The organism is Micromonospora sp. NPDC049359 (assembly GCF_044466585.1).
GTDB lineage: Bacteria > Actinomycetota > Actinomycetes > Mycobacteriales > Micromonosporaceae > Micromonospora.
On the sequence record NZ_JBITMW010000016.1, the window covers coordinates 133,853 to 153,782 of the forward strand.

A 19,930-nucleotide genomic window follows, 5' to 3' on the forward strand; every position below is an offset into this window, starting at 1 on the left:
GCACCGCACCGTTGTCCTGGCGACGTCGAGATCTTCGACGGTGGCCGGACCTCGCACACCCTCACCCAGATGAAAACCCGCTCCCAGGAGGTCGTTCATGACCCAGAACAGTCGCGACCTGTCGCGCCGCCGGTTGCTCTTCGGTGGTGCCGCGGTTGGCGCCGCCACCCTGCTGACCGCCTGCACCAGTAACGAGACCCCGGCCGCCAGCACGCAGACCAAGGCCGCCGGCAACGCCGAGGGCAACAACGCTCCGGGCAAGAAGGTCGTCATCGGCTTCTCGGCCCCGGCCGCCGACCACGGCTGGATGGGCGCGATCCACGCCAACGCCAAGGCGCAGGCCGCGGCGTACTCGGACGTGGAGTTCAAGGAGGTCGACGGCGGGTCGAACTCGGAGGCCCAGCGCTCCACGCTCGGCACCCTGATCGCCCAGAAGCCGGACATCATCGTCGTGCTGCCGCACGACGGCAAGGAGGTCAACGCCGTTGCCCTCCAGGCCATGCAGGCCGGCATCCCGATCGTCAACCTCGACCGGGCGTTCCCCGACGCGCTGGCCTCGCGGCTGGTGATCAAGGGTGACAACTACGGCATGGGCGTCTCCGCCGGCCACTTCATCGGCAAGATGCTCAAGGACAAGGGCGTCGCCAACCCGGTCATCGGTGAGATCGCCGGCCTGGAGATCCCGCTGACGGTCGAGCGCAGCGAGGGCTTCAAGGCCGCCCTGGCGACCTACGGGTTCAAGGTGAGCAACCGGCGTTCGGCCGAGTTCACCTCGGACAGCGGCCAGCGCGAGGCGGCCCAGCTCCTCCAGGCGCTGCCGAAGATCGACGCGATCTGGAACCACGACGACGACCAGGGCATCGGTGTGCTCGCGGCCGTCAAGCAGGCCAACCGGTCGGAGTTCTTCATGGTCGGCGGCGCGGGCTCCAAGCTCGCGATCGACGCGATCAAGGCCGACAACTCGGTGCTCAAGGCGACGGTCACCTACAACCCGTCGATGGCGTCCTCGGCGATCTCGCTCGCGCGGCTCATCGCGCAGGGCCGGGGCCTGGGCGACCTGACGGAGCTGCAGGTGCCCAAGGAAGTGACCCTCGCCTCCGAGACGATCACCAAGGAGAACGCGAGCAGCTACGACAAGCTCGGGTTCTGACATACCGGGGGGAGACCCACCTTGTCCACGACAGACAGAGAACTGCGGATCGGCATGGTCGGTTACGCGTTCATGGGCGCCGCGCACTCACAGGCGTGGCGCACCGTGAACCGCGTGTACGACCTGCCGGCGCGGGCCCGGATGGCGCTGGTCTGCGGCCGGGACACCACAGCGGTGTCCGAGGCCGCCGACCGGCTCGGCTGGGACGCGTACACGACCGACTGGCGTGACCTCGTCAACCGGGACGACATCGACGTTGTCGATGTCTGCACCCCGGGCGACAGTCACGCCGAGATCGCCCTCGCCGCGTTGGCCGCCGGCAAGCACGTGCTGTGCGAGAAGCCGCTGGCCAACACGGTGGCCGAGGCACGGGCGATGACCGCCGCGGCGGACACCGCACGCGCCGCCGGAGTGCGGTCGATGTGCGGGTTCAACTACCGCCGGGTCCCCGCGGTCACGATGATGCGCCAGATGGTCGCCGAGGGACGACTCGGGGTGATCCGTCACGTCCGAGCGTCGTACCTGCAGGACTGGATCGTGGATCCGCAGTTCCCGCTGGTCTGGCGGTTGCAGAAGGACAGGGCGGGCTCCGGCGCGCTCGGTGACATCGGTGCGCACATCATCGACCTGACGCAGTTCGTCGTCGGCCAGCAGATCACCGGCGTCAGCGCGATCACCGAGACGTTCGTCAAGGAGCGGCCGTTGCCGGCCGAGTCGAGCGGGCTGGCGGCCACCGTCGACGGCGAGTCGGTCGACGGCAGCGGTCCGGCCACCGGTCCGGTCACCGTCGACGACGCCGCGGTCTTCGTGGCCCGGCTCGACGGCGGCGCCCTGGCCACGTACGAGGCGAGCCGGTTCGCCACGGGCCGCAAGAACGCCCTGCGTGTCGAGATCAACGGCTCGCTGGGCAGCGTGGTCTTCGACCTGGAGCGGCTCAACGAGTTGGAGTTCTACGACGCCACCCGGCCGACGCTGGAGCAGGGCTTCAGCCGGATCCTGGTGACCGAGGGCGACCACCCGTACATGTCGGCGTGGTGGCCTCCGGGTCACATCATCGGCTACGAGCACTCCTTCACCCACCAGATGCGCGATCTCATCGAGGCGATCGCCACCGGCACCGACCCGGCGCCCTCGTTCGCCGACGCGTTGCAGGTCCAGCTCGTGCTGGACGCGGTGACCCGTTCGGCGGAGACCGGTTCCTCGTGGACCGACGTGGAACCGGCGCTGACCGTGGTCGCCGTCTGACCCCTGACCATCCGCGACGGCGGTGCTCGCGCCGCCGTCGCCCGACCGGCTTTCCGGAGCCGACCGGCGAGGGACCGGCCGCGGTTTGCGCCCCGCGGCCGGGACGAGGTCGGCTCCGGAGAGTGTGCAGCCGGGCCCTAACGGCCCGGTGGCGCACGGATAGGACGGTCGTCCGGTGCGACCGGACCGGGATTCCCCGGCCGCACCGGAGGACCGCCACCACCACCCCCGGCGATCCGGAGGACCCGATGACATCGCCCGCCGCTGCCCCCACCCGTACCACTTCCGCCTGCCACCGCACGGCGGACCGCACCCCGGTCGAGGATCCGGTGGGCGCGGCAACCTGAGACGTCCGGTCGGGGCATGCCAACGCCCCGGCCGGCGGATGCGGGGGAGGCAGGGTCGAGACGCCGACCGACCCTGCCTGCCAGCCCCGTCTGCCCGTACCCGTGCCGAGATCCGGTCCGTCGTCGTCGCCGCCGACGCCGACGCCGGGCCGGCGTCGTACCGGTACGGGTCGGGCGGGCGGGGCCCATCCATCCGGCCCGAAACTTTTCCGAAACCGGGCCGTATCTTTCCGAAACATATTCTGATATTCCTATATTTAGCGGTACCGACGGTTCCTCGGAAATGGGGAAGGAGCACCATGCGAACAGGTGTCTGGCTGGTAGGGGCGCGCGGTTCCGTCGCGACCACCAGCATCGTCGGGGGGCTCGCGCTGCGAGCCGGCCTGGCCGGGCCCACCGGCTGTGTGACCGAGCTGCCCGACCTGCGCGGTCCCGCCCTGCCGTCCTTCGCGGACCTGGTCTTCGGCGGGCACGACGTGGCCACCACCCCGCTGTGCAAGCGCGCCGAAGCGCTCGCCGACGCCGGTGTCATTCCCGGGCGGCTGGTCGCCGCGCTCCGCGACGAGTTGGGCGTGGTCGAGCAGGAGTTGCGCCCCGCGCCGGTCGGCGACACCCAGGCCGACCGGGCCGCGGCCGTGGTCCGCGACCTGACCAGCTTCCGGGAGCGCCACGAGCTGGACCGGGTGGTCGTGGTCAACGTCTCCGCCACCGAGGCCGTGCCCCGACCGCACCCCGGGCACGCCGACCCGGCCGCGTTGCGCGCCGCCCTCGACGGTCCCGACGAGGTGCTCCCGCCCAGCTCGCTGTACGCGTACGCGGCGCTGCTGGCCGGCTGCCCCTACGTCGACTTCACGCCGTCCACCGGCCTGCGGCTGCCGGCGCTGGCCGCGCTGGCGCAGGAGCGCCGGCTGCCGTACGCCGGGCACGACGGCAAGACCGGCGAGACCCTGGTCAAGTCGGTACTCGCGCCGATGTTCGCGATGCGCAACCTCGCCGTCCGCTCCTGGTCGGGGATGAACCTGCTCGGCGGCGGCGACGGCGCCACCCTCGCCGACCCGGCCGCCAACGCGGCCAAGGTGCAGAGCAAGCAACGCGTGCTCGGCGAGACGCTCGGCTACGTGCCGCAGGGCAACACCCGCATCGAGTACGTCGAGGAGCTGGGCGACTTCAAGACCGCCTGGGATCTGATCACGTTCGCCGGCTTCCTCGGCACCGGCATGCGGATGGAGTTCACCTGGCACGGCTGCGACTCGGCGCTGGCCGCGCCGCTGGTGCTCGACCTGGCCCGCCTCACCGCCGCCGCGCACGCCGCCGGGCACGTCGGGCCGCTGGCCGACCTCGGCTTCTTCTTCAAGGACCCGCTCGGCACGCCGACCCACTCGCTGGCCGAGCAGTGGGCCCGGCTGACCGGCTTCGCCCAGCGACTGCACGCCGGCCCGGACGGTGGCCATGACCACGCTGGCTGACCTGGCCGAGCTGGTCCGCGCGCCGGCCGCGCTCTCGGTCCCCGGGGACGTCGTGGCCGGCGCGGCGGCGGCCGGTGCGCTGAGCCCACGTACTCCCGCCCTGGCGGGCGCGTCGGTGCTGCTCTACTGGGCCGGCATGGCCGCCAACGACTGGTCCGACCGGCGGCTCGACGCCGTCGAACGCCCCGAGCGGCCGATCCCCAGCGGCCGGGTCACCCCGAACGCCGCGCTGGGTCTCGCCGCCGGCCTCACCGCCGCCGGCGTGGGCCTGGCCGCCGCCGTGGGCGGTCGCCGCGCCGCCGCGCTCGCGGTGCCGCTGGCCGCCAGCATCTGGGGGTACGACCTGCTGGCCAAGAACACCGCCGCCGGCCCCGCCGTGATGGCCGCCTGCCGAGGGCTGGACGTGCTGCTGGGCGCATCCGGCGGCCGGCTGGCGCGGGCGCTGCCCTCGGCGGCCACCGTGGCGGCGCACACCTGGACGGTCACCGCGCTGTCCCGTCGCGAGGTCAGCGGCGCGGACGCCGCCCTGCCGATGCGTACCCTGGCCGGCACCGCCGTGGTCGCCGCGAGCGCCGCCGTCGCCGTACCCCGGCGCGCTGGGATCGCCGCCGCGCTGCCCGCCGTGCTGGCCGGGTGGTACGCCGCCCGCTACGGCGCGGCCCAGGTGCAGGTGGTCCGGGATCCGTCGGCCGGGAAGGTCCGCGCGGCGGTGGGCGCCGGGATCACCGGCCTGCCCGCCCTCCAGGGAGCGCTCACCGCCCGTGGCGGCGCGGGCCTGCTCGGGCTGGCCGTCGCGGCGGCCGCGCCACTGGGCCGCCGGCTGGCCCGGAAGGTCTCCCCGACATGACCGTGCCCCAGTCGCGCCGGGCCCGGCTCGACACCGCCCAGCCGGACATCGCGCAGGCCGATGCGGTCCGGGCCGACGCGACGACGGTGCGCCTCGGGTACGGCACGAACGGCTTCGCCAACCACCGGCTCGACGACGCGCTCGCCGTCATCGCCGATCTCGGCTACGAGGGGGTGGCGCTCACCCTGGACCACGATCATCTGGACCCGTTCGCGCCCGGCCTCACCCGCCGGATCGCCGCGGTGGGCCGCCGGCTGTCCGAGCTGGGTCTCGCAGTGGTGATCGAGACCGGGGCCCGCTACCTGTTGGACCCGTGGCACAAGCACGCCCCGACGCTGCTGCACGACGACCCCACCCGGCGGATCGAGTTCCTGCGCCGGGCGGTACGGATCGGCGCCGACCTGGGCGCGGAGGCCGTCTCGTTCTGGGCCGGCGTACGGCCGGAGGCGGTGTCGCCGCAGTGCGCCTGGGACCGGCTCGTGTCCGGCTGCGCCACCGTGGTCGACGCCGCCGACAGCGCGGGCGTGACCCTCGGCTTCGAACCGGAACCGGGGATGCTGGTGCAGGACATCGCCGACTGGCGTCGTCTGCACGCGGCGCTCGGCGCCCCGGCCCGCCTCGGCATCACCCTCGACATCGGCCACTGCCGCTGCCTGGAGCCTCAGCCGGTGCCGCAGTGCGTCGCCGAGGTCGCCGAGCACCTGGTCAACGTGCAGATCGACGACATGCGCCGGGGCGTGCACGAGCACCTGGAGTTCGGCGCCGGCGAGATCGACTTCCCGCCGGTGCTGGCCGCCCTGGCCGCTGCCGGCTACCGCGGCCTGGTCGCGGTGGAGCTACCCCGCGACTCGCACGCCGCACCCGCCGTGGCCGCCCGGTCGATCGAGTTCCTACGCGCCGCCGCACCGGCCGGCCGTACGGGAGACGAGGTGCCCACAGGCACACCTGGGGTGCCGGCGTAGCAGCAAGGGGAGGAGACGGAATGACACCGGATTCACTGCGGGCCGCGCTGCGGGGCGTACCCGATCCCGACTGGCTGGACACGGCGCTGCGCCGGGTCGCGGCCGAGCCCACCGCGATCGCCCGGCTGTTTCCGGCCGCCGGCCGGCGCTGCGGTCGGGCCGCGCTGCCGGACGCACCCGGCTGGACCGCCGACGACGCGGCCCGGGTGCTGCTGCTCACCAGCCTGCCCGGCGAGCACGCCGCGTACGCCGAGAGCCTCTACCGGCACGGCGACGCCGCCGAACGGCGGGCCGTGCTGCGGGCTCTGCCGCTGCTGCCGATCGGCGCCGAGGCGGTGCCGCTGCTGCACGACGCGATCCGGACCAACGACACCCGGCTGGTCGCCGCCGCGCTCGGCCCGTACGCCCGGCACCTCGACGCGGCCGCCTGGCGGCAGGCGGTGCTCAAGTGCGTGTTCAGCGGAGTGCCCCTCGTCGCGGTGGCCGACCTGGACGGCCGGGCCGACGGCGAGCTGGCCGCAATGCTCGCCGCGCTCGCCGCCGAACGGCACGCCGCCGGCCGGGACCTGCCCGCCGACGCCACCGACCTGCTCCACCGGCTCACCGCCGCACTGCCCCGGGAGGCGTGACATGCGCATCTTCGACCCGCACATCCACATGACCTCGCGCACCACCGACGACTACGAACGGATGGCCGGCGCTGGCGTCCTCGCGGTGGTCGAGCCGGCGTTCTGGCTGGGCCAGCCGCGCACCAGCGCCGCGTCGTTCGTCGACTACTTCGACTCGCTGATCGGCTGGGAGCCGTTCCGGGCCGGGCAGTTCGGGGTGCGCCACTTCGCCACCATCGCGCTCAACCCGAAGGAGGCCAACGACCCGCGCTGCCGCCCGGTGCTCGACCTGTTGCCCCGCTACCTGGACAAGGACGCGGTCGTGGCGGTCGGCGAGATCGGGTACGACTCGATGACCCCCGAGGAGGACGAGGCGTTCGCCGCGCAACTCGCCCTCGCCGTGGCGTACGACCTGCCGGCGCTGGTGCACACCCCGCACCGGGACAAGGCCCGGGGCTGCGAACGCACCCTCGCCGTGGTCGCCGAGTCCGGCATCGACGCGGGTCGCGTGGTGGTCGACCACCTCAACGAGGTGACCGTCAAGCTCGTCAAGGACAGCGGCTGCTGGCTGGGCTTCTCCATCTACCCGGACACCAAGATGACCCCGTCGCGGATGGTCGAGTTGCTGCGTGAGTACGGCACCGAGCGGATGCTGGTCAACTCGGCCGCCGACTGGGGACGATCCGATCCGCTGCTGACCCGGGCCACCGGCGAGGCGATGCGTGCGGCCGGCTTCAGCGACGACGACGTCGACAAGGTGCTGTGGCGCAACCCGGTGGAGTTCTACGGGCAGTCGGGTCGGCTCGACCTCGGCGACGTGGAGGCGCCCGCCGCCGTGGACCCGCAGACCGGCAACTCGATCCTGCGCGGTGGTAGCTGATGCGGCTGCGACATTCCGGCGGCGAGACGGTCCACCTCGGCTACTGCACCAACGTGCACCCCGCCGAGGACCTGGCCGGCATCCTCGCCCAACTGGACACCTACGCCGTGCCGGTGCGTCAGGCGCTCGGCAGCGACCTGCTCGGGCTCGGCCTGTGGCTGGCCGCCCCGGTCGCCGCCGAACTGGCCGCCGACCCGGCGCCGCGCCGCCGGCTCCGCGCCGAACTGGACGCGCGCGGTCTGGAGGTGGTCACCCTCAACGGCTTCCCGTACGCGGCCTTCCAGGCCCCCGTCGTGAAGCAGGACGTGTACCACCCGGACTGGACCACCGAGCAACGACTGACGTACACCCTGGATCTGGCCCGGGTGCTCGCCGACCTGCTGCCCGACGACGCGGCCCGGGGCTCGATCTCCACCCTGCCGTTGGCCTGGCGGCGGCCGTGGAGCACCGACCTGGCCGACGCCGCCCGGCGGCGGCTCGATGCGCTCGCGGCCGGCCTGGCCGACGTGCAGCGGGACACCGGCCGTGAGGTGCGGGTGGCGTTCGAGCCGGAGCCCGGTTGCGTGGTGGAGAGCACCGGGCAGGCCGCCGCGCTGCTGTCCGGCATGGACACCGACCGGATGGGGGTCTGCCTCGATCTCGCGCACCTGGCCTGCGCGTGGGAGGAGCCGGCGGCGGCGCTGGACCGGCTGCGGGCGGCCGGACTGCCCGTGGTGAAGGTGCAGGTCTCCGCCGCCGTCGAGGCGGCTGACCCGGCCGGTGGGGCCGACGCGCTGCGCCGCTGGGTGGAGCCGCGCTTCCTGCACCAGACCCGCAGCGCCGGCTGCGCGGGCGTGGCCGACCCGGCCGACGAGGCGTACGCCGCCGACGATCTCGACGAGGCCCTGGACCGGGAGCTTCCCGGCCCGTGGCGGGTGCACTACCACGTGCCCCTGCACGCCCCGCCCGAGGAACCGCTCGGCTCGACCCTGCCGGTTCTCCGCGCGGCCCTGAGAGCGCTCTTCGAGGGGCCGGTCGCCGGCTGCGACCACCTCGACGTCGAGACGTACACCTGGGGTGTCCTGCCGGCCGCACGGCGGCCCGGCACCGACGCGGAGCTGGCCGCCGGCATCGCCGCCGAGTTGGCCTTCGCCCGCGACGAACTGGTCGGCCTCGGGCTGACCGCAGACCGAACCGTGAGCATGGAGGTGACGCGATGAGCCGGCGACTGGTGGTCCTCGACGTGGTGGGGTTGACCCCGCGACTGCTGAAGCACATGCCCCGACTGCGCGGCGTCGCCGACGGTGGCTTCCGGGCCGAGCTGGGCACGGTACTGCCGGCGGTGACCTGCTCGGTGCAGTCCACGTTCCTCACCGGCGAGCAGCCCAGCGGGCACGGCATCGTCGGCAACGGGTGGTACTTCCGGGAGCTGGGCGAGGTGCTGCTGTGGCGGCAGCACAACGCGCTGGTCGGTGGGGACAAGCTCTGGCACGCGGCCCGCCGGGCCGAGCCGGGCTACACCGTCGCAAACGTCTGCTGGTGGTACGCCATGGGCGCCGACGTGAACTGGACCGTCACGCCCCGCCCGGTCTACTACGCCGACGGCCGCAAGGAGCCGGACTGCTACACCGACCCGCCGGAGCTGCACGACGCGCTGACCGGGCGGCTCGGCACCTTCCCGCTGTTCACCTACTGGGGGCCGACGGCCGCGCTGCCGTCGTCGAAGTGGATCTGCCAGGCGGCCGAGCAGATCCTGGCCGACGTGTCACCCGATCTGACCCTGGTCTACGTGCCCCACCTGGACTACGACCTGCAACGGTACGGCCCCTCGTCGCCGCAGGCCGCCACGGCGGCGGCCGAGCTGGACGCCGTTCTCGGGCCGCTGCTGGACGCCGCCCGCGCCCGGGACGCCACCGTCGTGGTGCTGTCGGAGTACGGCATCACCGACGTGTCCCGGCCGGTCGACGTCAACCGGCTGCTGCGCAGTGAGGGTTTGCTGCGGGTGCACACCCAGGCCGGTATGGAGTACCTCGACCCCTGGACGTCGAAGGCGTTCGCCGTCGCCGACCACCAGATCGCGCACGTCTACGTCAAGGACCCGGCCGACGTGCCGGCGGTGGCGAAGCTCTGCGCCGGACTGCCCGGGGTGGCCGAGGTGCTCGACGCCGACGGCAAGGCCGCGCACGGGCTGGACCACCCGCGCGCCGGGGAACTGGTGCTGGTGGCCGAGCCGGACTCCTGGTTCACCTACTACTACTGGCTCGACGACGCCAACGCGCCCGATTTCGCCCGGCTGGTCGAGATCCACCGCAAGCCCGGGTACGACCCCGCCGAGCTGTTCTTCGACCCGGCCAATCCCGGTGCCGCCAAGGCCCGCGCCGGCGTGGCGCTGGCCCGCAAGAAGCTCGGCATGCGCTACCTGATGAGCGCCGTCGGCCTGGACGCCGGCGCGCGGGCGATCCGCGGCTCGCACGGGCGGCTTCCCACCGACCCGGCGGACGCCCCGGTGCTGCTCTGCTCCGACGCGTCCGCGGCCCGGGACCGGATCGCCGCCACCGAGGTCAAGGGCTTGTTACTGGAGCTGGCCGGGTTAAGCGCCGCTGGTGCGCAGGGTCCGGGAGATCGGACGTGACCGTCACCGTCGCGCCCACCGACACCAGCGGTCTGCGGGCGCGCTTCGACGCGGAGCTGGCCGCCTTCCTCGACCGGCAGGGGCCGGACTGGCCCGACGGCGCGCCCCGGGGGGTGTTCACCGCGCTGCAACGGTTCGTGCTGGCCGGGGGGAAGCGGCTGCGCCCCCTGTTCTGCTACTGGGGCTGGCGCGGCGCCGGGGCGGCCGACGCCACCCCGATCGTGGTGGCCGCGGCGGCGTTGGAGCTGTTCCACGCGTTCGCGCTGATCCACGACGACATCCTGGACGGCAGCGACCGCCGCCGGGGTGAGCCGTCGGTGCACCGGCTCTTCGCCGACCTGCACGCCCGGTCGTCGTGGCGCGGCGACCCGGAGGCGTACGGGCGCAACACCGCCCTGCTCTGCGGCGACCTCTGCGCGGCCTGGTCGGATCAGATGTTCCACGAGTGTGGGCTCGGGACCGAGCAGGTGCACCGGGGGTACGCGGTGTTCGCGCTGATGCGTACCGAGGTGATCGCGGGGGAGTACCTGGACCTGGTGTCCGGCGTGGGCGACGGCTCGGTCGCCAGCGCGCTCACCGTGATACGGATGAAGGCGGCCCGGTACACGGTCACCCGGCCGTTGCAGATCGGCGCGGCGCTCGCCGGTGGGGGACCGGAGCTGATCGCCGCTCTCGGCGAGTTCGGCGACCCGTTGGGGGACGCGTTCCAGCTCCGCGACGACGTGTTGGGCGTCTTCGGTGATCCGGCGGTCACCGGCAAGTCGATCCTGGACGACCTGCGCGAGGGCAAGCCGACGGTGATGATGGCGCTGGCCCGCAGCTCTGCGGACCGGTCGCAGACCGCGCGGCTGAAGGAGCTGTTCGGCAACCCCACGCTGGACGCCGACGGCGCGGCGGAGCTGCGCGAGATCATCCAGGCCACCGGCGCGCGGGACCGGATCGAGCAGATGATCCGCGTCCGCACCGAGGCCGCGCTGACCGCGTTGCGGAGCGCGGCGGTGAACGAGGAGGCCCGGGCCGCGCTTGTCGCGTTGGCCGCGCAGGCCATCGACCGCCGCGCCTGACCGGCCGACTTTCGATCAAATCGACGAAAGTTCATGCCGGTTCACCGGAAGGTATGGACACATCGACACTTGCGACTTAGTGTCGGGGCCAACACGACAATGTTTCGTCGAGGTGAACCGGCGGCGCGGTAACCCATCGACCCCACCACCCGCTACGGCATCCGGCGCGACGGCGCGCGCCCCGCCCTGGCCTCTCGTCAGGAAGGGACAGCACAGATGTCCATGAAGGACAGACCCAACCAACGGTCCCGACGATGGTTCTCCGCCGGATCGGCCCTGCTCCTCGTGGCCGCGGCCGGCACGGTCACCCTCACGGCCAGCGCGACACCGGCCCAGGCGCACACCATCAACGCCAGCGACTTCCAGCAGGTCGAACTCGCCCGCGGCGTAACCGACATGGGCGAGCCGATGTCGCTGGCCGTCCTGCCGGACCGTTCGGTCCTGCACACCGCCCGCAACGGCACCCTGCGCCGCACCGACGCGAACGGCACCACCTCGGTGATCGGCACCCTGTCGGTCTACAACCACGACGAGGAGGGCCTACAGGGCGTCGGCGTCGACCCGAACTTCGCCAGCAACCGGCAGATCTTCCTCTACTACGCGCCGCCGCTGTCCACCCCCGCCGGCGACGCCCCGGCGACCGGCACCGACTTCTCGGCCTGGCAGGGAGTGAACCGCCTCTCCCGGTTCACCCTCAACAGCGACTTCACCGTCAACCAGGCCAGCAAGGTCGACGTCCTCGACGTACCGGCCGATCGCGGCCTGTGCTGCCACGTCGGTGGTGACATCGACTTCGACGCCGCCGGCAACCTCTACCTGTCCACCGGCGACGACACCAACCCGTTCGAGTCCGCCGGCTACTCGCCGCTGGACGAGCGGACCAACCGCAACCCGGCGTACGACGCGCAGCGCAGCGCCGGCAACACCAACGACCTGCGGGGCAAGATCCTGCGGATCAAGGTGAACACCAACGGGACCTACTCCATCCCGTCGGGCAACCTGTTCGCGCCCGGCACCGCCAAGACGCGGCCGGAGATCTACGCGATGGGGTTCCGCAACCCGTTCCGGATCAGCGTCGACAAGGGAACCGGGGTCGTCTACGTCGGCGACTACGGGCCGGACGCGGGCTCCACCAGCTCCACCCGTGGCCCGTCCGGCCAGGTGGAGTTCAACCGGGTCGCGGCTCCGGGCAACTACGGCTGGCCGTACTGCACCGGCACCAACACCAGCACCGAGACGTACAACGAGTGGGACTTCGCCACCAACGCCAGCGGCGCGAAGTACAACTGCACCGGCGGGCCGACCAACAACTCGTTCCGCAACACCGGCCTGACCACCCTGCCGCCGGCCCAGCCGGCCTGGATCCGGTACGCCGGTGACGCCGGCACCCCGACCGAGTTCGGCGGCGGCTCCGAGTCGCCGATGGGCGGCCCGGTCTACCGGTACAACGCCTCGTCGACCTCCACCACGAAGTTCCCGCAGTCCTTCGACGGGCAGTTCTTCGCCACCGAGTTCGGCCGCGGCTGGATCAAGCCCATCCACGTCAACTCCGACGGCTCCCGGGGCACCATCGACACGTTCCCGTGGGTCGGCAAGCAGGTGATGGACTCGGCCTTCGGCCCGGATGGCTCGTACTACGTGCTCGACTACGGCACCGGCTACTTCAACGGTGACGCCAACTCGGCGCTGTACCGCTTCGACTACGTCGCCGGTGGCAACCGCGCGCCCAGCGCCGCGGCGAGCGCCAACAAGACGTCCGGCGCTGCCCCGCTGGCCGTGACGTTCTCCTCGGCCGGCTCGTCCGACCCCGAGGGCGGGACGCTCACCTACTCGTGGAGCTTCGGCGACGGCACCACCTCCACGGCGGCGAACCCGACGAAGACCTACAGCACCAACGGCACGTACACGGCGACGCTGACCGTACGGGACCCGCAGGGCGCCACCGGCAGCGCCAGCGTGCAGATCAACGTCGGCAACACCGCGCCCACGGTGACCATCAACAACCCCGGCAACGGGCAGCTTTTCAGCTTCGGTGACACCGTGCCGTACAGCATCACGGTGACCGACCCCGAGGACGGCACGATCGACTGCACCAAGGTCAAGATGACCTATGTGCTCGGTCACGACCAGCACGGGCACCAGATCACCTCGAAGAACGGCTGCTCCGGCTCGATCACCATCCCGGTCGACGGCGAGCACGACGACGCGGCGAACATCTTCGCCATCTTCGACGCCGAGTACACCGACGCCGGTGGCCTGACCACGCACACCCAGCACACCCTGCCGCCGCGGCACCGCCAGGCCGAGTTCTTCGGCAGCTCCTCCGGGATCAACGTGTTCAGCAAGACCCCGGCCGAGGGCGGCAAGACCGTCGGTGACATCAACAACGGCGACTGGATCGCGTTCCAGCCGTACCGGCTCGGCAACGTCACCTCGTTCACCGCCCGGGTCTCCTCGGCGGGCAGCGGCGGCACCCTCCAGGTGCGGGCCGGCTCGGCCACCGGCACGGTCCTCGGCTCCGCGACCGTACCGGTGACCGGCGGCTGGGAGACGTTCACCACCGTCACGGGGGCGATCACCAACCCGCCGACCGGCACCACCACGCTCTACCTGACCTTCGCGGGTACGGGCACCGGCGCGCTCTACGACCTGGACGCGTTCACCTTCGTCACCGGCTCGGCCCCGACCGGTGGGACCGGCCCGATCACGGGCCTGGGCGGCAAGTGCCTGGACGTACGCAGCGCCGCCACCGCCGACGGCACGCAGATCCAGATCTACACCTGCAACGGCAGCGCGGCCCAGACCTGGGCGGTCACGCCGAACTCCACCATCAAGTCGTTGGGCAAGTGTCTCGACGTCTCCGGTGCCGGAACCGCCGACGGCACCAAGATCCAGCTCTACACCTGCAACGGCACCGGGGCGCAGAACTGGGCCGCGCAGGCCGACGGCACGCTGCGCAACGTGGCGTCCGGCAAGTGCCTGAACGTCTCCGGAAGCAGCTCCGCGGACAGCACCGTGGTGAACCTCTGGACCTGCACCGCCGCCGCGAACCAAAAGTGGACCCTGCCCTGAGTTGAAAGGAAGGGCCCCTTGTTACCGCCTAGTGTTGTACAAGGGGCCCCTCCTAACAGGTTTTAGGAGAGCGACATGCGCAGACTCCTGCGATCCGCGGTCGGCCTGAGCGCCGCCGTCCTCGCCGTCATCGCCTGCACCACCCCGGCCACCCCGGCCAGCGCCGCCGACGCCCCGTACGACGTGCTGGTCTTCTCCAAGACCGCCGGCTTCCGGCACGACGCGATCCCGGTCGGCATCCAGACCATCCGTGACCTGGGCGCGGCCAACAACTTCACGGTCACCGCCACCGAGGACGCCGCCGCGTTCACCACCAGCAACCTCGCCCAGTACGAGGCGGTCGTCTTTCTCAACACCACCGGCGACGTGCTCAACGCCACCCAGCAGACCGCCTTCGAGTCGTACATCGGCTCGGGCCGCGGGTACGTGGGTGTGCACGCCGCCGCCGACACCGAGTACGACTGGCCGTTCTACGGCAACCTGGTCGGCGCGTGGTTCGCCTCGCACCCGGCCATCCAACAGGCCAACGTCAAGGTGGAGGACCGGGGGCACGCCGCGACCGGGCACCTGCCGCAGACCTGGACCCGCACCGACGAGTGGTACAACTACCGCACCAACGCCCGGTCCACCGCGCACGTGCTCGCCACGCTGGACGAGTCGTCGTACTCCGGCGGCGGGATGGGCGCCGATCACCCGCACTCCTGGTGCAAGAGCTACAGCGGGGGCCGCTCCTTCTACACCGGAAGCGGGCACACCCAGGCGTCGTACGCCGAGCCGGCGTTCCGCAACCACCTGCTCGGCGGCATCCGGTACGCGGCCGGCCGGAGCAAGGCCGACTGCCGGCCCGAGACCGGCTACACCCCGCTCTACAACGGCTCCACCACCGGCTGGTCGCAGGCCGGGCCGGGCAACTTCACCAACTCCGACGCCACCCTCACCTCGGTCGGCGGCATGGGCCTGTACTGGTACAGCGCGAAGCAGTTCACCAACTACTCGCTGAAGCTGGACTGGAAGCTGGCCGGCGACGACAACTCCGGCATCTTCATCGGCTTCCCGCCGTCGAGTAGCCCGCAGTCGGCGATCGACAACGGCTACGAGGTCCAGATCGACGCCACCGACGCGGTCGACCGCACCACCGGCGCGGTCTACACGTACAAGGCCGCCGACATCGCCGCCCGGGACGCGGCGCTGAACGCGCCGGGGGAGTGGAACACCTACGAGCTGCTGGTCGAGGGGGAGCGGTTGCAGGTCTTCCTCAACGGAGTGAAGATCAACGACTTCACCAACACCGATCCGGTACGGTCGCTGGCCGGCCACATCGGCATCCAGAACCACGGTACGGGCGACGACGCCTACTTCCGCAACATCCGGATCAAGGAGCTGGGCGGCAGCAACCCGCCGACCGGCAACACCACGGTCCAGGCGGAGGCGTTCAGCTCGGCCAACGGCGTCAGCGCGTTCACCAAGGCCGGCGCCAACGGCGGGCAGACGCTCGGCTACATCGAACCGGGCGACTGGGCCGCGTACAACGGCGTGGACCTGACCGGCGTCACCTCGTTCACCTCCCGGGTCGTCTCGGGTGGCACGGGCGGCACCATCGGAGTCCGTACCGGCTCGGCCACCGGGCCGCTGCTGGGCACGGTCACGGTGCCGAACACCGGTAGCTGGAGCACGTACGCCAACGTCACCACGACGCTGTCGAACGTCCCGTCCGGCGCCCAGAACCTGTACCTCACGTTCAACGGCAGCGGCACCGGCCTCTTCGACGTGGACGACTTCACCCTCGTCAAGGGCACCGGCGGCGGTTCCGGCGTCGGGCCGGTCAAGGGGCTCGCCGGCAAGTGCCTGGACGTCCGCAGCGGCGCCACCGCCGACGGTACCCAGATCCAGATCTACACCTGCAACGGCAGTACGGCGCAGACCTGGACCGTGACGCCGAACTCGACCATCAAGGCGCTCGGCAAGTGCCTCGACGTCTCCGGCGGCGGCACCGCCGACGGCACCAAGATCCAGCTCTGGACCTGCAACGGCAGCGGCGCGCAGAACTGGGCGGCCCAGTCCGACGGCAGCCTGCGCAACACGTCCTCGAGCAAGTGCCTCGACGTGTCCGGCAACAACTCCGCCGACAGCACCGTCGTCCACCTCTGGACCTGCAACGGCGCGGCCAACCAGAAGTGGACCCTGCCCTGACCCACCGAGCCCGCTGGGGCCGTCGGACATGACCGGCGGCCCCGGCGTACCACCCGATGACGCCGTCGGCGCGGCGGTACCTCACCGCCGCCGCGCCGACGGCGTCCCGCGCGTCGGACCGATGCCGCGGATCGACTGCCAGTCGGCTGCCGTACCTTGACCGGCATGGGGCGTTACGCGCGATGGCGCCGGATGGTCCAGGCGCAGGGACGCCGGCTGCACAACGCGCTGCGCCCGGCCGACGAGCCCGACCCGCTGACCGGGCCGGCGCCCAGCCTGAACCGCCTCGATGCCCTGGTCGAGGGCTTCGCCGCAGGCCAGCCCGTGCGCTGGAGCCTGGCCGGGGCGCCCCGGCCACTGCCCGAGGCGGTGGACGTGGCGGCGTACCGGGTCATCGAAGAGGCCCTGACCAACGCGTGCCGGCACGCGCCGGGCGCGGCCGTCGCGGTCCGCCTGCGCTACGACGACGAGGGCATCACCATCGAGGTACGCGACGACGGCGCGCCAGCGGTGCGCAGCCCGGCGCGGGTCGGTGGCGGCCTGGTCGCGGTACGCCGCCGGGTCGAGCGGGTCGGCGGCACCCTGAGCGCCGGCCCGAACCCGGGCGGTGGCTTCACCGTCCGGGCGGTCCTGCCGGCCCCCGAAGAAATGGCCGGGTGACGATCCGGGGCTTTCGCGATGCGCCCGGCGGAAATAGGGTGGGGGCGGCGACCGTGACGGTTGCCGGTGGCCCGGTGGGAGGCGCAACCCGCCGGGTTCAGGTGCGCTCGGCACCCACCGGCGTTCCGCCCCGATGCCACGTACCGATCTGACCGGTCACCCTCGCCCCGGTCCGCACAACGGAATCCCCATCACATCAGGGGAGAAGGACAATGGCGCGACCCATCACGCTCTTCACCGGCCAGTGGGCCGACCTGCCGTTCGAAGAGGTCTGCCGGCTCGCCTCCGAGTGGGGCTACGACGGTCTGGAGATCGCCTGCTGGGGCGACCACTTCGAGGTCGACAAGGCGCTCGCCGACGACTCGTACATCGAGCGCAAGAAGGAGACCCTGGCCAAGCACAACCTCCAGGTCTTCACGATCTCCAACCACCTGGTCGGTCAGGCGGTCTGCGACCACCCGATCGACGAGCGGCACCAGGACATCCTGCCCGGCCGCATCTGGGGTGACGGGGAGCCCGAGGGCGTACGCCAGCGGGCCGCCGAGGAGATCAAGGACACCGCGCGGGCGGCGGCGAAGCTCGGTGTGAACACCGTCGTCGGCTTCACCGGCTCGTCCATCTGGCACACCCTCGCGATGTTCCCGCCGGTGCCGCCGGCGATGATCGAGCGCGGCTACCAGGACTTCGCCGACCGGTGGAACCCGATCCTCGACGTCTTCGACGAGGTGGGCGTGCGGTTCGCGCACGAGGTGCACCCCAGCGAGATCGCGTACGACTACTGGACGACGAAGCGGACGCTTGAGGCGATCGGCAACCGGCCCGCGTTCGGGCTCAACTGGGACCCGTCGCACTTCGTCTGGCAGGAGCTGGACCCGGTGAACTTCATCTTCGACTTCGCCGACCGCATCTACCACGTCGACTGCAAGGACGCGAAGGTGCGTACCGGCGACGGCCGTCGCGGCCGGCTCGCCTCGCACCTGCCCTGGGCCGACCTGCGCCGCGGCTGGGACTTCGTCTCCACCGGCCACGGCGACGTGCCCTGGGAGGACTGCTTCCGGGCGTTGAACGCGATCGGCTACGACGGCCCGATCTCGGTCGAGTGGGAGGACGCCGGCATGGACCGCCTGGTCGGTGCCCCCGAGGCGCTGCAGTTCGTCCGCCGGCTCGCCTTCGACGCGCCGAGCGCCGCCTTCGACGCCGCGTTCAGCAGCAAGGACTGACGAGCCACCGCCCGGCCCGACGACCACCGCCGGGCCGGGCCGGGTTCGTCTGGCCTGGTGGCCTGGTGGCCTGGTGCCCCGGTGCCGGCGGCTAGGTGGCCTGGTGGCGGGGCAGCTAGGTGGCTCGGTTAGCGGGTGGCTAGGTTGTCCGGCGGCCGGATGGCTCAGTCGCCCGGTGGCTGGTCGGCCGGAGCACGGTCTGGACAGACCACGGGCCGGTCGCCTCGCGGCGGCCGGCCCGTCGACGTGCGGGTGGGTCAGAGCGTGCTTGCGTTGGTGCCCGAGCCGGACGGCTTGGTGCGGGGGGTGGTGGCCGACGGCGACCCGGAGGTCGTGCCGACCGGGCTGCTGCCCGCCTTGGCGCCCACGGTGGCGGGCGTGCCAGCGAACGCGTCGTCGGCGGCGGTCAGCTCCTGCTTGCCGGTGCTGCCGTTGCCCAGCTTCTCGCCCAGCTTGGTCTGGCCGAGCTTGTCCTTGCCCTCGCTGTAGAGCCGGTTGGCCTGGGCCTGCGCGACCCCGGCCGCCTCCTGGACGGTCGGGTGGTCGAGCACCTTGCGGCCCCGGACCACGAGCTCTTCGTACTTCTCCCGGCCGGCACGGGCGCCCAGGACGAATCCCGCAGCCAGCCCGCCAAGAAACATGATCTTTCCGCGCATGGCGGCTCCTTCCGTACCTGACGCGCCGTCGCCCCGTCGGGTCGCCCCGCCGGACGCGACCAATTCGCGCCTGCGTCCTCTGTCCGCAGCTAACTACCCATCCTGCTCTCCGCTCAAGCCTGCTTGTGCCCGGATGGCGATTTGCCCTGATTGTGAACGCCCTCCCAGCCCTGACCTGCGAATCTGGATCATGGTGGGTTACGGGCGGGCTGCGGGTGTGCTGCGGGTGTGCTGCGGGTGGAACCCACTGGACCACCACCCGGGGATGTCCTGTACTCTTGTCCCCGTCGCACGGTGCCGGCGAGATCCGGTTACCAAGCGGTGCACGATCCCCTGTAGCTCAATTGGCAGAGCAGCCGGCTGTTAACCGGCAGGTTATTGGTTCGAGTCCAATCGGGGGAGCTTCTCCACCCAAACGCCCGTCGGCCCACGCCGACGGGCGTTCCCGTATCCAGATCCTCCCAGCCCCTCGGCCGTCCCTGCCCCCGGGCCGTCCCCGGCCCCGGCTCTCCCGGCCCCGGCTCTCCCGGCCCTGGTCCCTGAAGGCGCTCCCGCCCCGGGGCCCCTCCCCACCCTCGGCCCTGCTCCGACCCCACCCTGGGCACTGCCTCGGCCTCGCCTTGCCCCGGCCCAACCTCTGCCTCGGCCTCGCGGCCCACCCCTGCGCGCCGATCTTGCACTTGGTGCGGTGGCATATCGGGATGTAGCGCGCCTTTCGACAACCGACAGCGCAAGATCGACGTGATCATGCCGGCAAGCGCGGAGGCGCGCGGGTGTGTGGGGCAGGAGGTCGGCGTTCGGGGCAGCAACTTCACCGATGTTGCTGTTTCCCGCGTGGCGGAGGCAGCAGCATCGGGGAAGTTGTGAGGATCTTGGGCGCGGGGCGCGGGGCGCGGGGCGCGGGGCGCGGGGCGCGGGGCGCGGGGCGCGGGGCGCGGGGCGCGGGGCGCGG

At 72.1% G+C, this 19,930-nt stretch carries 15 protein-coding genes and 1 tRNA gene; 15 read left to right on the forward strand and 1 reads right to left on the reverse strand.

From position 1 onward, the window contains the following. The first annotated feature begins 97 nt into the window (after positions 1-97). The 14 genes from ACIBTX_RS29795 (at position 98) to ACIBTX_RS29860 (ending at position 18,322) form a co-directional block, all read left to right on the forward strand. Positions 98-1,150: a substrate-binding domain-containing protein gene (locus tag ACIBTX_RS29795; RefSeq protein ID WP_357175797.1), complete on the forward strand. Its 1,053-nt coding sequence runs from the start codon at positions 98-100 to the stop codon at positions 1,148-1,150. Positions 1,151-1,204: 54 nt separating this feature from the next. Next, the gene (locus tag ACIBTX_RS29800) at positions 1,205-2,395 is read left to right on the forward strand and encodes a Gfo/Idh/MocA family oxidoreductase (protein WP_357175794.1); all 1,191 of its coding nucleotides are present in this window, start codon (positions 1,205-1,207) and stop codon (positions 2,393-2,395) included. A gap of 646 nt (positions 2,396-3,041) precedes the next feature. Then, entirely contained in the window at positions 3,042-4,208 is a 1,167-nt protein-coding gene (locus tag ACIBTX_RS29805) for an inositol-3-phosphate synthase (protein ID WP_357133343.1), read from the forward strand. Further along, complete coding sequence (locus tag ACIBTX_RS29810; RefSeq protein WP_357175791.1) at positions 4,192-5,055, forward strand: SCO3242 family prenyltransferase; 864 nt, start codon at positions 4,192-4,194, stop codon at positions 5,053-5,055. Before ACIBTX_RS29805 ends, ACIBTX_RS29810 begins: the two co-directional genes overlap by 17 nt. Then, positions 5,052-6,017, forward strand: a complete 966-nt coding sequence (locus ACIBTX_RS29815) for a sugar phosphate isomerase/epimerase family protein (RefSeq protein WP_357175789.1) — start codon at positions 5,052-5,054, stop codon at positions 6,015-6,017. Before ACIBTX_RS29810 ends, ACIBTX_RS29815 begins: the two co-directional genes overlap by 4 nt. 20 nt (positions 6,018-6,037) lie before the next feature. Beyond that, the gene (locus tag ACIBTX_RS29820) at positions 6,038-6,646 is read left to right on the forward strand and encodes an EboA domain-containing protein (RefSeq protein WP_357133349.1); all 609 of its coding nucleotides are present in this window, start codon (positions 6,038-6,040) and stop codon (positions 6,644-6,646) included. Position 6,647: 1 nt separating this feature from the next. Next, complete coding sequence (locus ACIBTX_RS29825; protein WP_357133351.1) at positions 6,648-7,505, forward strand: TatD family hydrolase; 858 nt, start codon at positions 6,648-6,650, stop codon at positions 7,503-7,505. Next, positions 7,505-8,704, forward strand: coding sequence for a metabolite traffic protein EboE (eboE, locus tag ACIBTX_RS29830; protein ID WP_357175787.1), 1,200 nt, complete (start codon positions 7,505-7,507; stop codon positions 8,702-8,704). Before ACIBTX_RS29825 ends, eboE begins: the two co-directional genes overlap by 1 nt. Further along, positions 8,701-10,116, forward strand: a complete 1,416-nt coding sequence (locus ACIBTX_RS29835; protein WP_357133355.1) for a nucleotide pyrophosphatase/phosphodiesterase family protein — start codon at positions 8,701-8,703, stop codon at positions 10,114-10,116. The genes eboE and ACIBTX_RS29835 overlap by 4 nt, the downstream gene beginning before the upstream one ends. Beyond that, complete coding sequence (locus tag ACIBTX_RS29840) at positions 10,113-11,180, forward strand: polyprenyl synthetase family protein (protein WP_357133357.1); 1,068 nt, start codon at positions 10,113-10,115, stop codon at positions 11,178-11,180. The genes ACIBTX_RS29835 and ACIBTX_RS29840 overlap by 4 nt, the downstream gene beginning before the upstream one ends. 216 nt (positions 11,181-11,396) lie before the next feature. After that, positions 11,397-14,252 (forward strand): PQQ-dependent sugar dehydrogenase, encoded by a 2,856-nt coding sequence (locus ACIBTX_RS29845; RefSeq protein ID WP_357175784.1) that lies wholly within the window; start codon positions 11,397-11,399, stop codon positions 14,250-14,252. Between the two features lie 75 nt (positions 14,253-14,327). Next, on the forward strand, positions 14,328-16,442 hold the full coding sequence (locus tag ACIBTX_RS29850; RefSeq protein ID WP_357175781.1) for a ThuA domain-containing protein: 2,115 nt from the start codon (positions 14,328-14,330) through the stop codon (positions 16,440-16,442). Between the two features lie 165 nt (positions 16,443-16,607). Next, entirely contained in the window at positions 16,608-17,102 is a 495-nt protein-coding gene (locus ACIBTX_RS29855; RefSeq protein WP_357398852.1) for an ATP-binding protein, read from the forward strand. Between the two features lie 212 nt (positions 17,103-17,314). Then, positions 17,315-18,322: a sugar phosphate isomerase/epimerase family protein gene (locus ACIBTX_RS29860; RefSeq protein WP_355051319.1), complete on the forward strand. Its 1,008-nt coding sequence runs from the start codon at positions 17,315-17,317 to the stop codon at positions 18,320-18,322. A 257-nt stretch (positions 18,323-18,579) separates the two neighbouring features. On the opposite strand, the gene ACIBTX_RS29865 is transcribed toward ACIBTX_RS29860, so the two are convergent. Continuing rightward, positions 18,580-18,978, reverse strand: a complete 399-nt coding sequence (locus ACIBTX_RS29865; RefSeq protein WP_355051320.1) for a hypothetical protein — start codon at positions 18,976-18,978, stop codon at positions 18,580-18,582. A 329-nt stretch (positions 18,979-19,307) separates the two neighbouring features. On the opposite strand from ACIBTX_RS29865, the gene ACIBTX_RS29870 reads away from it, so the two are divergent. Beyond that, positions 19,308-19,380 (forward strand) — tRNA-Asn (locus tag ACIBTX_RS29870). Positions 19,381-19,930 lie beyond the last annotated feature (550 nt).

Excerpts from the sequence above, each read along its gene's own strand:
- ACIBTX_RS29805 (WP_357133343.1), top strand. The coding sequence starts at position 3,042 with ATGCGAACAGGTGTCTGGCTGGTAGGGGCGCGCGGTTCCGTCGCGACC.
- eboE (WP_357175787.1), top strand. The coding sequence starts at position 7,505 with ATGCGGCTGCGACATTCCGGCGGCGAGACGGTCCACCTCGGCTACTGC.
- ACIBTX_RS29860 (WP_355051319.1), top strand. The coding sequence starts at position 17,315 with ATGGCGCGACCCATCACGCTCTTCACCGGCCAGTGGGCCGACCTGCCG.
- ACIBTX_RS29815 (WP_357175789.1), top strand. The coding sequence starts at position 5,052 with ATGACCGTGCCCCAGTCGCGCCGGGCCCGGCTCGACACCGCCCAGCCG.
- ACIBTX_RS29810 (WP_357175791.1), top strand. The coding sequence starts at position 4,192 with ATGACCACGCTGGCTGACCTGGCCGAGCTGGTCCGCGCGCCGGCCGCG.
- ACIBTX_RS29855 (WP_357398852.1), top strand. The coding sequence starts at position 16,608 with ATGGGGCGTTACGCGCGATGGCGCCGGATGGTCCAGGCGCAGGGACGC.
- ACIBTX_RS29835 (WP_357133355.1), top strand. The coding sequence starts at position 8,701 with ATGAGCCGGCGACTGGTGGTCCTCGACGTGGTGGGGTTGACCCCGCGA.
- ACIBTX_RS29800 (WP_357175794.1), top strand. The coding sequence starts at position 1,205 with ATGGTCGGTTACGCGTTCATGGGCGCCGCGCACTCACAGGCGTGGCGC.
- ACIBTX_RS29845 (WP_357175784.1), top strand. The coding sequence starts at position 11,397 with ATGTCCATGAAGGACAGACCCAACCAACGGTCCCGACGATGGTTCTCC.
- ACIBTX_RS29850 (WP_357175781.1), top strand. The coding sequence starts at position 14,328 with ATGCGCAGACTCCTGCGATCCGCGGTCGGCCTGAGCGCCGCCGTCCTC.
- ACIBTX_RS29825 (WP_357133351.1), top strand. The coding sequence starts at position 6,648 with ATGCGCATCTTCGACCCGCACATCCACATGACCTCGCGCACCACCGAC.
- ACIBTX_RS29865 (WP_355051320.1), bottom strand. The coding sequence starts at position 18,978 with ATGCGCGGAAAGATCATGTTTCTTGGCGGGCTGGCTGCGGGATTCGTC.
- ACIBTX_RS29795 (WP_357175797.1), top strand. The coding sequence starts at position 98 with ATGACCCAGAACAGTCGCGACCTGTCGCGCCGCCGGTTGCTCTTCGGT.
- ACIBTX_RS29820 (WP_357133349.1), top strand. The coding sequence starts at position 6,038 with ATGACACCGGATTCACTGCGGGCCGCGCTGCGGGGCGTACCCGATCCC.